The sequence below is a fragment of the Clostridium tagluense genome, assembly GCF_003865095.1.
Classification (GTDB): Bacteria; Bacillota; Clostridia; order Clostridiales; family Clostridiaceae; genus Clostridium_AD; species Clostridium_AD tagluense.
This window is the reverse complement of the sequence record NZ_BHYK01000009.1, coordinates 37355-51020: the sequence shown is the minus strand read 5'-3', so window position 1 is coordinate 51020 and position 13666 is coordinate 37355. Positions and strand designations below refer to the sequence as shown.

The window sequence follows — 13666 nt, the reverse complement described above, 5'->3', positions numbered from 1 at the left end:
GTTACAAAATAGCAACAGTTCTTATAATGTATATTGTAATAATATTAACTTTGTTACACCGTTCCTTTACTCACCAAAAGCATTAAGAATAGCATTACCTGAGGTTGTATCTATTTTTATTGTTTTATTTCCATTACCAACAGTTCCTTTAATTTCATGCTTATCCGTTTCTTCTGTTATTTTTATAGGAAAGTCATTTTTAAGATCACCTGATGTACTATCAAAATCTAATTTAAACTCTGATTTTTTAGGAAGTTTTAATTCCACATCTCCAGAAGTAGTGTCTATATTAATATCATTTCCAAAGTCTTTATAATTAAACTTAAATGAGCCTGAAACTGATCCGCCTAATATATCTCCTGAAGTTGTATCAAATTTGAATTTATCTAATTGTAGGTTTCCTATAATAGCATCCCCTGATGTTGTATCTATTTTTAAATTGTTTTTATACCTTTCCGGAATATATATATATATCTAAATTTGCTTTCATACTTCCGTTTAGACTTAACATAAAAACAGGATACTTTATTAATATATCTAAATTATCCCCATTTAGATTGGTTTCTAAATATGCTACTGTTTTTTTTCGATTTTGTATTACCATAAAAATGAACTTTTATTTTATCTTCTTTTGTAGTGATAATATTTACATCTGTGCTTACAGTTTCTACATTTATAGTTTTAATATTTTCTTTGCTAAATTCCTTTGTAGTATTCATATTAAATTTATCATTAGATGAATTAGTATTTTCCTGTGCTATTTCATTACCGGATTTTATAATTCCGAGTTTATACTCAAGTACATACCCTATGACCCCTAGTATTATTGAACACATCACTATAATTATTAATCCCTTTATAGTCTTTTTCTCATTAAATTCTTTCATAGTTTTGCCCCTCTTTCCCATTAATTATTTTGATATTTGTTTTTAAATATTTAATAGTCTCTTTATATAGCCATCTGCTTAGATTTTTACAACCCATAAACATTAAATCACCTAAAGCAATGAAACCTATACCCATTGACATACTTATTACCCAGTTTACATCCATGGATATATACTGTGGAAATATTGATTTAAGAAATGTCCCTAAAACTGCTCCTACTCCACTTATGGTGAATCCAAAAGCTGTCGCATATAATGCTATAAGTATTCCAACAATAGCTATAAAGGGTCCTAATAATATTATATTAAAAAATCCTAAGCCAACTCCTGCAATAACAGCTCTACCAATATTTCTTGAAGATTTTGTGCTTTGTGCTTTCTCAATCATATAGTTTGCTCTTAACTGTTTTGCAATAGTTTTAGGTTCTCCAAGCGATAATGCTATGTTTTCTTCACTTCTCCCTTGTTCTATACCTATTGCAAAATATTCATCATAATCCGTTGAAATATCTTGTTTTTCCTCTTCTGGAACATTACTTAAATTCCTTGAAAGTTCTTTCATAAATTCATTTTTATTCATATTCTCGCCCCCATTATTATTCTATTTTTAAAACTTTACTAACTATGATTACAAAATCTAACCACTCATCTTTTAAATCTTCTTTTGTATTCTTCCCCAGCTGCGTAATGCTATAATATTTCCTTGGTGGTCCTTCTTGTGATTCTTGAAGATAAGTAGTTACAAACCCATCAGATTTTAATCTCCTAAGCAAAGGATATATGGTTCCTTCTGATATATCTATATCTTGTGAAATTTCATTTACAAGCTCATATCCGTAGCAATCTCTACCATCAAGTACGGATAACACACATAATTCAAGAACGCCCTTTTTAAATTGTACATTCATTAATTCACCTTCTTTTGAAATTTTTCCCTTAATTGTATAATAGCACAGGCTATTATACATTGCAAGATACTGATTAAAGTTTATTAGCCCTTTATACTTAGTTTAGATTTTTATTGTATTGCTTTTATTTTTTTATTATATCTATGTCACTTAACACTTAATTTCATATACTATAATTAATATATGTTTTTAGGGGGTCTTTATTATATTAAAAACAATAAATTTAAGTTACCCCAGACAATCTGTAGTAAATATCATTAATAATTCTATCTTTAAATCAAAACTAAAAGATATTAAATTTAATAAAACCCCAACTATAATAGGTTGTATAATGGGCGGTGTATTACTAAACCAAAATTGCGTATATGCTAAAGTTGTTACGCAGGAAGGTACGGAAGTTATTAATTTTTTATCTATATTAGGACCAGCAACATTACTTACTGCAGCAGAAATCTACAAGGTAAGGTCTTCTATAAAAATCTACACGAACAATTTAAAATTAATTGCAAGAAAAAACGACAAGTAATGAAACTTGTCGTTTTTTTCTATATTTATTATATTGTTGTACTATTTTATTCCGATAAGAGAAGTCAATCCATGTTTAAATCAACGTTATAGTTTTTCAGTTCCATATTTCCTGCATTTCTTTACATTCTGCTAATAAATCCATTAAGCTCCCTTGAGCTTCAATGTTTCCACCTTTCATTAATATAATGTTATCTGCTTGCTCCATTGCAAATCTTTTATTGGATACAATTATACAAGTCCGTAGATTATCTTTAAAAAGTCTCTTCCAAAGTGTTTTTTCTGTTTCTCTATCTAATGCACTAGATATATCATCAACCACAATTAATTGCGCATTACGTACAAACATACGAGCTACTGCAACTCTTTGTAATTGTCCCCCTGATAGTTTTACTCCCTTAGAACCTATCACTGTGTCTAATCCATTTTCTAATTGCTTTGTGTCTTTTTCTAAAACTGCTAAATTTATAGCCCCCCTTAAATCTACCTCATCTTCTGACAGTCCAAGTAGTATATTATTTCTTACTGTAGCACTAAACAAATTAGGTACTTGTGAAGTATATGCACTTATTGGTGGAACAAAAAAACTCTGTAGATTTTTAATTATTTCTCCATTCCAGTAAACTTCACCGGAATCAGCTGGTAAAAGTCCTAATAGAGTTTTAAGTACTGTACTTTTACCCGAACCTGTTCGTCCACAAATAACCGTTACCTCCCCTTTATTTAATGAAAAATTTATGTTGCTTATCCCCTTTTGAGAATTTTCATAACAAAAATTCAAACTTTTTACTTCTAAGCTACTTAATTCTATTAAACTATCTTTGATTTTTCCAGACCTATTTCCATTACTTTTTTTAATAATTCCTTCTTTTAAATGTATTGGTTTATGCTTTACTAACTCATCACTATCTTTACTTTGAATAAGATTTGCCATGCGTTTAAATGCTACCCCTGTCTGTTTGTAATGTACTAGGAAATTCCCTAAGGATTCTATGCTATCTGTTACAAAGGCTAAGTAATATATAAATAGTGCAAAGTCTCCTACAGTAAAACTTCCAGATCTTATTACCTGCGCGGCTAATAGCAAAATTAATCCTGTTCCCAAAGTTACTGCGTTGTTATATACTGAATCAATTAGCTGAGTTAAAAGAGAATCTTTAAGCATTAAATGATGTCTTTCTTCATTTAGATTCTTCAAATTATTAATTACAGATTTTTCTTCTCCTGAAACCTTAATTGCTAGTACTGATTCAAATATTTCTCCAACTGCACCTGTTACATTTCCTGTTGCCTGTCTTGATTTTTCTCTGTTTTTCTCAACTTTTTTTTCTGACTTTTGAGCTAATACTATTACTGCTGTTAAAGGAACAAAAACTAATAGTGTTATTTTTGTATTTATTCTGATCATAATAATAAGCGCAATAAGTGAAAATACTATTTGTCCTATAAGCCATGATAACCAACCTATTGAAGATTCAACCTGCTCTACATCATCTCTAAAGGAATTTATAACTTCTCCAATAGAAGTTTGTATTGCTTTTGAACCTGGTTTTTTAAGTATACAATTTAATATATTTCCTCTAAGTAATGCGCTCATTAAAAATTTATTGCTCACATCTGTTCTGAATCCAAGCTGTATTATTAAAATACGTATTAATGTAATTATTACTATTAAAAACAGCAAGCCATCTATACCAATCTTTAAAGAAGGTTTTCCCTCAATAATGTCAAAAAAACCTTTTACCATAATTCCCTGTATTAATGGTATAATGCCTGATGCTGTCCATGATATAACAGTGATTAAATATAACCAAGGCTTATATTTTATTAACTCCCACACATAATTAAAGGTTTTTATATTCTTTGAATTTGACTCCATTATTTTGCCTCCTCTATACCCATTTGAAGTAAGTTGTAATAGTTAGATTGAGAATTTTTTAGCAGTTTTTCTCTACTCCCAAATTCTATTACCCTTCCATTTTGGAGAACTAAAATATCATCTGCCCTCTGGAGCGTCCAAAGTCTGTGAGCAATTATAATGCCTGTCCTATTTTTAAGGAGTTTATTTAATGCCCTTTCTATTAATTGCTCTGTTATAGGATCTATTCTTGAGGTGGCTTCATCCAGTATAATAAGTCTTGGGTTTTTAAGAAATGCTCTAACAAAAGCTAGTAGTTGTGCTTCGCCTGCTGATAGATTTCTACCACCTGCGTAAAGCATGGTATCAAGTCCCTTTGAGAACTTCTCATACCACTGCATTAAGTCTAAATCCTTTATTATATTTAAAATAGTTTCATCTTCAACATTTTTATTAAACATAGTTATATTATCTCTAACTGAAGCGGTAAAAATTTGAACATTTTGTGTTACATAAGCTATGTTTTTGGTTAACTCCTCTGGTGAAATAGTATTTATGTTTTTACTATTTAATAAAATCTCTCCACTTGTAACATCATAAAGTCTTACAAGAAGCCTTGCCAAGGTAGTTTTCCCACAAGCTGTATGTCCTAATATTCCAAGTACTTTGCCTTCTTTTACATTTAGTGAAACATTAGTTAATACATCTACACCAGCTTCATATTCAAAAGAAATATTTTTAACTTCTACTGCTAATGATTTAGATACATCGAAAGTATCCCTTCCGTATTTTATCTTTGATTTAATGTCAAACAATTCCTTTATTCGTACTATACTGGCACTTGATACTTGTAATTCCTGAAGGTTTACTCTAATTTGCTCAATAGGTCTTCGCAAAAGTTCAGTATAGCTAAAAATTAAATATACAGTTCCAATTGTTATCAAACCCTTTTTCCACAGGTATGCTGATAAACCAAATGCCATAACATTTCCTAATGCAAATATTATAAAAGTAGCTGACCACATAGTTGCCCAAGTTAAATTGGCTTTATTAATTATAGGAAACATTTTTCTCATGGTATTATAAAATTGACTCATTATATATTTTCTTGCCCCACTGGAAGCAATGTCCTCAGCACTTGAAATTTGCTCTCCTAAAAATCCATAAAACTCTGCATTTACTTTACTTGCTTTTATCCAATGTCCCTGTGTTTTTGTTTTTACATACCATAAAAAACAAATAGAAACTACAGCAAATATGGTCATGCCTATGCCTATTATTAAACCCTCTCTGAAAAGCAACATCAAAATACCTATTAGTAACAATATATTATTTAGTATATTTAAGGCTACATTTGAAAATAAATTAAATAATTCAGATACATCTCCATCTACCCTTTCTATTAGTTCCCCTGATTGATGTTCCTTATGAAATGACATATCTAAATTCATACAATGCTTTACTAAATCTATTCTTATGTCGTTGGTAGCTCTCCAAGCAACATTTTGTCCTAGATAAGTAGACGCTATATTAAATAACTGTTGTGCAAAAGCTATTCCAATAAACATAAGTGCAACCATAGTTAAATCTTTTACCGCTGCACCCTTTTTAGCTTCATCTATAAAATAACAGGAAATTTGTGGATTTATTAGTTGCACTCCTATATTTCCAACTAAAACTAATGCAAGTAATATTACGTTTAACTTCTGTGTTCTTAAATACTTGGATAATAAGTTTTTATATCCTCCCAATTCTAATTTCATTTTATTTACATTCCTCTCATATGCCTTATATAAGCCCTTTCTCAATTTCCAGTATCCACTTTTCCATAGGCTTTATAATTGATTCTACACTACCCTTTACAAATGGATTTTTCAAACCTCCTATTTCAACCACCTCTAAAAAAGACTTACTTCCACCAACTCTACATACTTTCATATAGTCTTCCCAAGCATTTTCTCTATCTTCTCTAGCTTTATTCCAAAAGTTGAAAGCACATATTTGAGCTAGTCCATAATCAATATAGTAGAAGGGTCCCCAGAATATATGTGACTGACGAAGCCAATATCCACCATTATTTAAAAAATCATTATCCTCATAATCTTTATAAGGAAAATATTTTTTCTCTATCTCGCGCCAATGTTTTTTTCTTTGCTCATGTGAAATATTTGGATTTTCATAAATATAATGTTGAAACTCATCCACAACTGCTATATATGAGATTAATGACAAAGCATCACAAACATGAGAAAACTTATACTTATCTGCATCTTCCCCAAAGAAATCCTTAAACCAAGGCTCTGTAAGTAATTCCATAGTCATAGAATGTATCTCTGCAACATCCTCACATGCCGTAACGTATTCAGGCATACTATAGTCACTACATATATAATTCTGAAAAGCATGTCCAGCTTCATGTGTAAACACGCCAAAATCTTCTACCGTTCCTCTATATACTGTGTATATGAATGGCGACTTGTATTTAGGTATGTATTCACAATATCCTCCCCCCTCTTTTCCCTCTCTATTTTCAACATCAAATAATTCATTTTCAACCATCATCTTAAAGAATCCTTTAGTCTCCTCTGATAATTCCTCATACATCTTCAAGGTGCTCTTTATAATAGTATCTACATCACCTTTTATTTCAGCATTTCCATTTAAAAAGTGAACAGGCTCATCATAATATTTAACTGTTCCTACTCTTAATCGTTTAGCTTGTAGCTCCACAAGTTTTTTATTTAGCGGAACAATATGTTCTAGTACCTCATTTCGAAAACTAGCTACCATTTCCTTGTTGTACCCTATTCTATTCATACGTGCATAACCCATATCTACAAAATTTTCATATCCCATTTTTAATGCCATCCGATGTCTTACCTTTACAAATCTATCAAAAAGATTGCCATACTTATCATCATTTTTTTCAAATATTTCTGTTTGCGCCTCATAAGCCCGCTTTCGCATAGTTCTATCCTTAGAATTAAAGTATGAATCAAACTCATACCTCTTAAGTGTTTCTCCCTCAAATTCAGTTGTTATTTCTTGTCCAAGCTTTAAATATTCTGATACTAATTTATTTTCTTGCTGAAGCTCCTCGATAATATCCTTTGATATACATCTCATTTTCATATCTGCTAAATTAAAAAGCTGCTCTCCAAACGTTTCTTTAAGCCTATCCTTAAATTTATATTCACTTAAATTTTTATAGTATTCACATACCAATGTATCCAGTATTGGCTCAGCTTCATCATAGTAATCAATTTCTTTTAAATAAAATTCTTTATCTACGCCCTGATTTTTTCTTATTTCAGCTATGCTCTTCATTGATGCAAATTCACTTCTAATTTCATTGATTTGCTTTATTATCTCAATTTGATTTTCATATGACTCACTGCTCTCAAATTTGCTTATTAACTGGTTAAATTCTTTTTCTATTTCTTTAATGTTTGCCCTTTTATATTCAAATTCACTAAATTTCATTAAATTATCCACCTTTTTCTATTCGAATCTTACATTTTGAAAGTTTTTAAGAAGCTTGTCTGATACATGATCCTTTGTAAAGGTATAAAATACATTAGGTAAAAGCTTTCTTTGACCTGGGGCTAAGGATACATTCTTTCTATTAAAGCACGCTAAGTCCTTAGTGCTTAAATAATTCCACTGAGCATATTCATTAAAATCCATATTTACTTGAATTTTATATTCTAAATCATCGCAACCAAAAAGAGGTGATGATTTTGGATATATATCATAAGTCCTTATACCAGCTCTGTACTTATTAATATCTCCTTGATAGTTTTTAACACTTACCCAGCTGTTTTTTATTTCCTCATCAGTTTTAAAAAATGCTACATTTGTAATTATATTACTATCCATGTATTTATTCATATTATTAATTAATTCAGTCATGATTAAAAGAATAGGAACTCCTGGCATCATTAAAAAGTATTGATTTATTCTAAGTCCCTTGTAGTCCTCTTCATGAGCAAAACACATGCTGGTTTTGATACCTTTCCATCTATTCCCTAGTGTATCAACTTTTAGGGCAAACTCCACTTCAATATTCTCCTTAAGGAGTATTCTTGCATTTTCGATTAAATCCTCTGGTAGGTTTTGAATTCCACCAAACCATGGATTATACCACGTTCTTGGTTCTGCACTGGGAAATGAATTATCAAGCCATTCCCTGCCCATAAATTGAAGAGAGAATATACCTGTTCCGAATTCAGGAGATGCCTTAATATTCATAACTCCATTACTTATTGAGTAAACCGTAAGTCCCTTTTCCTGTGTTACCTGAGATTTGAATTCCATATTTTTAACATAGAATACAGGTACTTTTCTTTCAAAACTAACTGTGCTAAAATTGCTCTGTACGTAAATCAGATCATTTTCAAATCCCTTTCCTGCATAAATTGGAATACTAATTTTGTTTACCTCATCTTGAAGTTTCACATGAACATCATCAAAGAAGTTATTTTTTGATTTAACAATTATTTCTCCATTATATGAAAGTTCTCTATTCTCAATAATATTTATATTAAAGTACTCATTTACAAATGGATTCTTATTGTTAACATCTATCTCAAAATCTTCAGCAGAACTTATATCATTTGCATCATTTGATTTTAGAGCAAATCTTCTTGCTTCATTCCTATTGCTAAATGTTGAAAAAGCTAAATAAACAGGCTCCGTAACCTTTACTTCACCACCTTTTATTTTACCAATACTATGTTTAAAATTTATAAACCATCCATCATACTCAAGCTTTAAATTCTGTGGCCATATTAAGCTTTCAGTTTTCTCTTCTCTATTTGAGAATATCCAATTTTCAGTGATTTTCTCACCATTATAATACCCAATATCATCCATACGAGGTTCTGTGTCATGTATAATCTTATTGTCATATGGAATTGATGCTCCTTCAATTCTATAGTGAAGAGTTTGCTTAATATATATATCCTCATGAGTTTCTTCAGTAGAAGTATTAATTATTTCATAAAAATGTTCAAATATACCGTTATTGGATATTCTAAATATAGTTCTAACTATTACATTATTAAAATTATTTGAAACATACTCACCACTCAAGACCATTTTCTCATTTTCGAAATACCATTTAACATTGCGAGCCAACATGCTACTAAACTCTTCAGAATATGGCATTCCAAGCTTTGGGTATACTATATACGTATTTTTTTTCTTTTCTCCTACAAATATTTCTACTTTATTATAATTTTTGTGGAGTGTTAGTTTATATACACCATTTACAATTACATATTTTCCATCAATTTCTCCACCAAATGAAGAGTTACGTCCTCTGAAAATTACTGCAACATTCTTTTTAAACTGAATATTCCCTCCTGATTCTAATGCTACCTTAATATCAAGTTCTACTCCATAAATAGATGGCTTTTTCAATATACACTCTACAGGTATTGAAGCTTTCTGGTTTTTTGTCATCTCAATTTTAAATATTCTTTTAGAGAACTCTATATCGCTACATTCAGGAAGCTCAAATTCAAATATTCCATTCTCATTAATATAGCTTTCAATGTCAATATACATATTGAAAGTTTCTTCACTGAACCTTTCTAAGTCATCACATGCTAAAGATATTTCTGCTGGGAATTTAGGAACTATTCCAAGCTTAAATAGCGCCTTCTTACCATTTATGAAAACCTCAGCTACAACTCCTGGATGAGTTTTAAAATCACCAAACTCCTCCACAATTTCTGATAAATAAAATTCTCCTTCAATTATTTCTTTTTCAATAACCTGAATTTTTTTATTTAATGAAAATTTAATGTTCTTATCATCCTTACCTATTATTTCAACATTTAATTGGTTACCTGTTTTATTAATAATTTCATAGGTAGCCTTGTAGCTCCTACCCAAAATCAGATGTTGTGAAGCCGCAGACAGGGAAATCATATAATCATCTGTTTCAATAAGTCTTAACCCTCTACCCCTTCTTTCAAATTCCATCCTAAGCTTTTCCCCATTCTTGTCCCAATAATACTCATAAAAATCAAAACCATTTTCCACTCTTCCATCTGGTTCTATATTCATCGTTCTTTTCATGTCATCGTACCAATCTACATCCTTAAAATAATCTTTCACTGCCTCTGTATGCATCACAGTCGGAATAAAATTCATAAGATGAGTAGTATCCTGCCTGTTTTCAAGGAAATATCCGCACCTTTTGTATAAAGGTATTGCTTTTGTGTTGGCTGCCCATGTATATATATCAAGACGAGGCCACTTAAGTTCAATGGTTCTTTCTACTGATTTCTTAACAAGTGCCTTTCCAATTCCCCTTCCATGATAATCATATCTAGCATTTAAGCACCTAATATGTAGAGCTCCCTCGTCCTTTACATACCTTGAAAATGCACAGTACCCAAGTACCTCATCCCCAAGTATAGCAAGATATGTATTTATGTCCGTTGAAAATGCATGCGCAGCCAGTACTGTTTCCTCTGTTTCGTTGCCATTTTCACCATTCCATCCTTCAGTACTTTTCTGCCACATTTCTGCAACAGCCTTTGCATAGGATGGAGTGTATTCTACAATTTTTAAACCTTCCATAATCTTCGCCCCCCTGTTGAAAACCTATAATATATGAAATTGTCGCCGTATTCTTTTTATAATTTCCCTTGTTAAATTATACCACCTGCATATTATTACTCAAAGCCCATAAACAGTTCTGTATTAAACTTAAGCATATAAAAAAAGAAAGAACTTTATCTAAATGATAAAATCCTTTCTTTTCACTATATTTATCTTATCCCATATATTATTTATGCGCATAATGCTTTTTCTTGACTTACTATTCTTCTTATACTTTTTTCTGAAAGATAATATTGATTGGCTAGCTCTATAAGACTAGCGCCCTCAATATGCTTATTGAAAATTTCAACATTTCTATGTTTAAGGCTCTTCCTTGTTCCATTTTTCTCGCCCCAAGCTTTTTCATTTCCATTTTTTCTAGGGATATATAAGTATTCCCCATCTACATATTCTTGAATTATTTTTACTATCTCCTCTGGCAACACATTTTGTGCTTTAGAATATCTCATTTCCTTGCTCCTCCTCATATTTTAATACTTGGAAAAAAGCAAAGACTACATAGGCACTTTAAAATGCTCTACTGTGTTAGTTATGTCTATTTTTTATTTAGTTTACTGAATTTTATTTAGCTTAATTCATATTGTTTTTTTAATTAAGCTCCAAGCAAAACATAACTTAATTTTAGTAGTCTTTGCTTGGAGCATTTGCAACAGAGTTAAAAAATGTATGAAACATATAAAGACTCATAATAGCACCTCCCCTTATAATAAACTTATATTTTACATTCTTTTTAACATTTTAACATATTTAGTTTTAATTGCAAATTATTAAACATACTTATCTATCAAGAGGCTTATTCAATTCTGATGTTCCTTCAAGTACGAATCTTCCATCTCTTATGATATCAATTTTATTTCCATCCTTTGTTATAACAGCTATAAACCCAATCTCTTCATATGGTATTGTTATATCCGTATGAACCCCTGTATAAGCCTTGTTTATATCTTCTTTTCTTAAGATAGATTTCTCATTATCCCTTGCAACAATCTCTTTTTTATCCAACATATTATAAACTGGTAAATCCTCTACCCAGCTAAAGCAAGTGTCACCAATTGCAAAATGCGGACCCATTTTTTCTATAATAAGTATTGGAAGAACCTCAATTATTCCATATTTTTGTGCCATTACGTATGCTTCTGTATTTGTTCCAATTGCAAACTCTCCAAGAGGAAGCTCCTTGTGACATTCCATTAAATTTTCCTTCACATATTCCCTATTATCCTTTTCATTATTAAAATTACTACAAGTATAATCAACCACATATCCATCTTTAAAGGTAAGCTTCAAATTCTTATATTTAAGTCCTAAAAATACATCTTGAAGATGAAGAAGTCCATTAGTTCCTTTAAGCTGTGGGGTTGTAAAAACTTCTCCCAGCGGTATATTTACATCTGCAACACAGTTTACAAAGTTAGTTTCACTTTGAGGATTTTTTATTTCTGGTAGCTTCACCTTAATATCTGTTTGATTTCCGTTTTTACCAACTACATGAACATATTCACCTTTATCAAGAATGTCAATTATTTTTTGCTGAATATCCTCATGATGTTTATTGTCCATCATATTAATTTTAAGGGTATCCTCAAATATATTTTCAAAATCTTCGCCTATTTCAGGATTTGGCAAAGCCACTATACAAAAACTAGTTTTATCATTAGGCTCATATTTCTCATATATTTGATCTAAATTATTTTCATGAGTTCTCTTTAATTCTTCCTGCTTTTCTGATAATTTAAGAGATTCCTTTTTATTTTCAGGTGAAAATGCTTTTTCTCCAAAGCTTTCAAATATCATTGGACCGCAACTCATATTAATATACTGTTCTGTTAGCTTAAATCCAATATCATAGGTTTCTTCCTTTAATTTTGTGTATACTTCATCTAAATATAAGGAATTATCGAATCTATGATCATAATGGTACTGCTTATTTGGACTTGTTGAATCTACTTCTTGAAGTACACATTCAAAACCTTGACCCTTGAACTGCGAAACAAGCTGTTTTATAATTACCTCCTGCCCTACTGAGTAAATCAATCTAACTACATTTCTATTTCCTCTATCTTTGTTTTCTACAATAAAGCCTCTTAAAAACGCCTCAACTACTGACTTTGAAAGTATTTCAATCTTATCCATTGGATATTTTATGAGAAATTCTGCCATTCTTATTTCATTTTCACTTATATATTTATCGAATCTAAATAAATATCTTAAGTCTTTAAGGTCTACACTTAACACAGTATCTGTATATAATGTAAATTTCGGATTCAAACCTTCTTCATTAAAATATCTTCTATCTCTTATTAATGCTTCCCTATCAAGAAATGGTTTTGTAATTATATTTTTTACTAGGTTATAATCAACACCATTTGCCTTTATGCTGTTAAAAACATCAATAAAAATCTGGTTATTCTCCTCTAAGCTAAATATTCTATTTTTAAAGGCAGAGGATATTCCATTCCTTATTCTTACGTAAAAAGATGATAAAAGCTGTCCTACTCCTTCTCCTAACATCTCAACTGCATATTTAGGATTAGCATAGCTTAAGTTATAATTTTCTCCAATAAGTTCCTTATATAAATCATAATTTTCATTTTTTAATTCATCAAAACTTTTGGATATAAAGTATTCTTCATCTAAATTTCTTTCCATGTCTGCAAGCTTTAATATAAATTTACCTACATGACTAAAAAAATTATTAACTTCCTTAGATTCTAAGCATTTTTCTGATTCTAAACATATTTCTTTGACTCTTTCAATCCCTTTTTCATAACCCTCTAATATTTTACTATTTTCTTCTTCATAAAATTTCTTTGTATATGTCATTCCAATCTCCCCCTAGTAAAAGTGTAATA

Annotated in this window: 11 protein-coding genes; 1 reads left to right on the top strand and 10 read right to left on the bottom strand. The window is 30.4% G+C overall.

What is annotated here, in order from left to right:
* Positions 1 to 66: 66 nt before the first annotated feature.
* The 4 genes from Ctaglu_RS25900 to Ctaglu_RS09690 all read right to left on the bottom strand — a co-directional run bounded on the left by Ctaglu_RS25900 (position 67) and on the right by Ctaglu_RS09690 (position 1795).
* Positions 67 to 462 (bottom strand): DUF4097 family beta strand repeat-containing protein, encoded by a 396-nt coding sequence (locus Ctaglu_RS25900; protein ID WP_507762482.1) that lies wholly within the window; start codon positions 460 to 462, stop codon positions 67 to 69.
* A gap of 80 nt (positions 463 to 542) precedes the next feature.
* A complete protein-coding gene (locus tag Ctaglu_RS09700; protein WP_125000635.1) occupies positions 543 to 887 on the bottom strand; it encodes a hypothetical protein in 345 nt (114 codons plus the stop codon).
* Complete coding sequence (locus Ctaglu_RS09695) at positions 874 to 1467, bottom strand: HAAS signaling domain-containing protein (RefSeq protein ID WP_125000632.1); 594 nt, start codon at positions 1465 to 1467, stop codon at positions 874 to 876. The genes Ctaglu_RS09700 and Ctaglu_RS09695 overlap by 14 nt, the downstream gene beginning before the upstream one ends.
* Positions 1468 to 1483: 16 nt before the next feature.
* Positions 1484 to 1795, bottom strand: coding sequence for a PadR family transcriptional regulator (locus Ctaglu_RS09690; RefSeq protein WP_125000629.1), 312 nt, complete (start codon positions 1793 to 1795; stop codon positions 1484 to 1486).
* Positions 1796 to 2126: 331 nt separating this feature from the next.
* On the opposite strand from Ctaglu_RS09690, the gene Ctaglu_RS09685 reads away from it, so the two are divergent.
* Positions 2127 to 2321, top strand: a complete 195-nt coding sequence (locus Ctaglu_RS09685) for a hypothetical protein (protein ID WP_125000626.1) — start codon at positions 2127 to 2129, stop codon at positions 2319 to 2321.
* Positions 2322 to 2417: 96 nt separating this feature from the next.
* On the opposite strand, the gene Ctaglu_RS09680 is transcribed toward Ctaglu_RS09685, so the two are convergent.
* From Ctaglu_RS09680 to Ctaglu_RS09655, 6 genes are all read right to left on the bottom strand, one after another.
* Positions 2418 to 4199, bottom strand: coding sequence for an ABC transporter ATP-binding protein (locus tag Ctaglu_RS09680; RefSeq protein ID WP_125000623.1), 1782 nt, complete (start codon positions 4197 to 4199; stop codon positions 2418 to 2420).
* Entirely contained in the window at positions 4199 to 5941 is a 1743-nt protein-coding gene (locus Ctaglu_RS09675) for an ABC transporter ATP-binding protein (protein ID WP_125000620.1), read from the bottom strand. The genes Ctaglu_RS09680 and Ctaglu_RS09675 overlap by 1 nt, the downstream gene beginning before the upstream one ends.
* A gap of 25 nt (positions 5942 to 5966) precedes the next feature.
* On the bottom strand, positions 5967 to 7661 hold the full coding sequence (locus tag Ctaglu_RS09670; protein WP_125000617.1) for a M3 family oligoendopeptidase: 1695 nt from the start codon (positions 7659 to 7661) through the stop codon (positions 5967 to 5969).
* An 18-nt stretch (positions 7662 to 7679) separates the two neighbouring features.
* Positions 7680 to 10772 (bottom strand): GNAT family N-acetyltransferase, encoded by a 3093-nt coding sequence (locus Ctaglu_RS09665; protein WP_125000614.1) that lies wholly within the window; start codon positions 10770 to 10772, stop codon positions 7680 to 7682.
* Positions 10773 to 10984: 212 nt separating this feature from the next.
* A complete protein-coding gene (locus tag Ctaglu_RS09660) occupies positions 10985 to 11263 on the bottom strand; it encodes a CD3324 family protein (RefSeq protein ID WP_125000612.1) in 279 nt (92 codons plus the stop codon).
* A 328-nt stretch (positions 11264 to 11591) separates the two neighbouring features.
* Positions 11592 to 13637 (bottom strand): aminopeptidase, encoded by a 2046-nt coding sequence (locus Ctaglu_RS09655; RefSeq protein WP_125000610.1) that lies wholly within the window; start codon positions 13635 to 13637, stop codon positions 11592 to 11594.
* Positions 13638 to 13666: the final 29 nt, after the last annotated feature.

What these genes read in the sequence shown, in the direction of transcription:
- Ctaglu_RS09700 (WP_125000635.1), bottom strand. Translation starts at nt 887, where the DNA reads ATGAAAGAATTTAATGAGAAAAAGACTATAAAGGGATTAATAATTATA.
- Ctaglu_RS09695 (WP_125000632.1), bottom strand. Translation starts at nt 1,467, where the DNA reads ATGAATAAAAATGAATTTATGAAAGAACTTTCAAGGAATTTAAGTAAT.
- Ctaglu_RS09690 (WP_125000629.1), bottom strand. Translation starts at nt 1,795, where the DNA reads ATGAATGTACAATTTAAAAAGGGCGTTCTTGAATTATGTGTGTTATCC.
- Ctaglu_RS09685 (WP_125000626.1), top strand. Translation starts at nt 2,127, where the DNA reads ATGGGCGGTGTATTACTAAACCAAAATTGCGTATATGCTAAAGTTGTT.
- Ctaglu_RS09680 (WP_125000623.1), bottom strand. Translation starts at nt 4,199, where the DNA reads ATGGAGTCAAATTCAAAGAATATAAAAACCTTTAATTATGTGTGGGAG.
- Ctaglu_RS09675 (WP_125000620.1), bottom strand. Translation starts at nt 5,941, where the DNA reads ATGAAATTAGAATTGGGAGGATATAAAAACTTATTATCCAAGTATTTA.
- Ctaglu_RS09670 (WP_125000617.1), bottom strand. Translation starts at nt 7,661, where the DNA reads ATGAAATTTAGTGAATTTGAATATAAAAGGGCAAACATTAAAGAAATA.
- Ctaglu_RS09665 (WP_125000614.1), bottom strand. Translation starts at nt 10,772, where the DNA reads ATGGAAGGTTTAAAAATTGTAGAATACACTCCATCCTATGCAAAGGCT.
- Ctaglu_RS09660 (WP_125000612.1), bottom strand. Translation starts at nt 11,263, where the DNA reads ATGAGATATTCTAAAGCACAAAATGTGTTGCCAGAGGAGATAGTAAAA.
- Ctaglu_RS09655 (WP_125000610.1), bottom strand. Translation starts at nt 13,637, where the DNA reads ATGACATATACAAAGAAATTTTATGAAGAAGAAAATAGTAAAATATTA.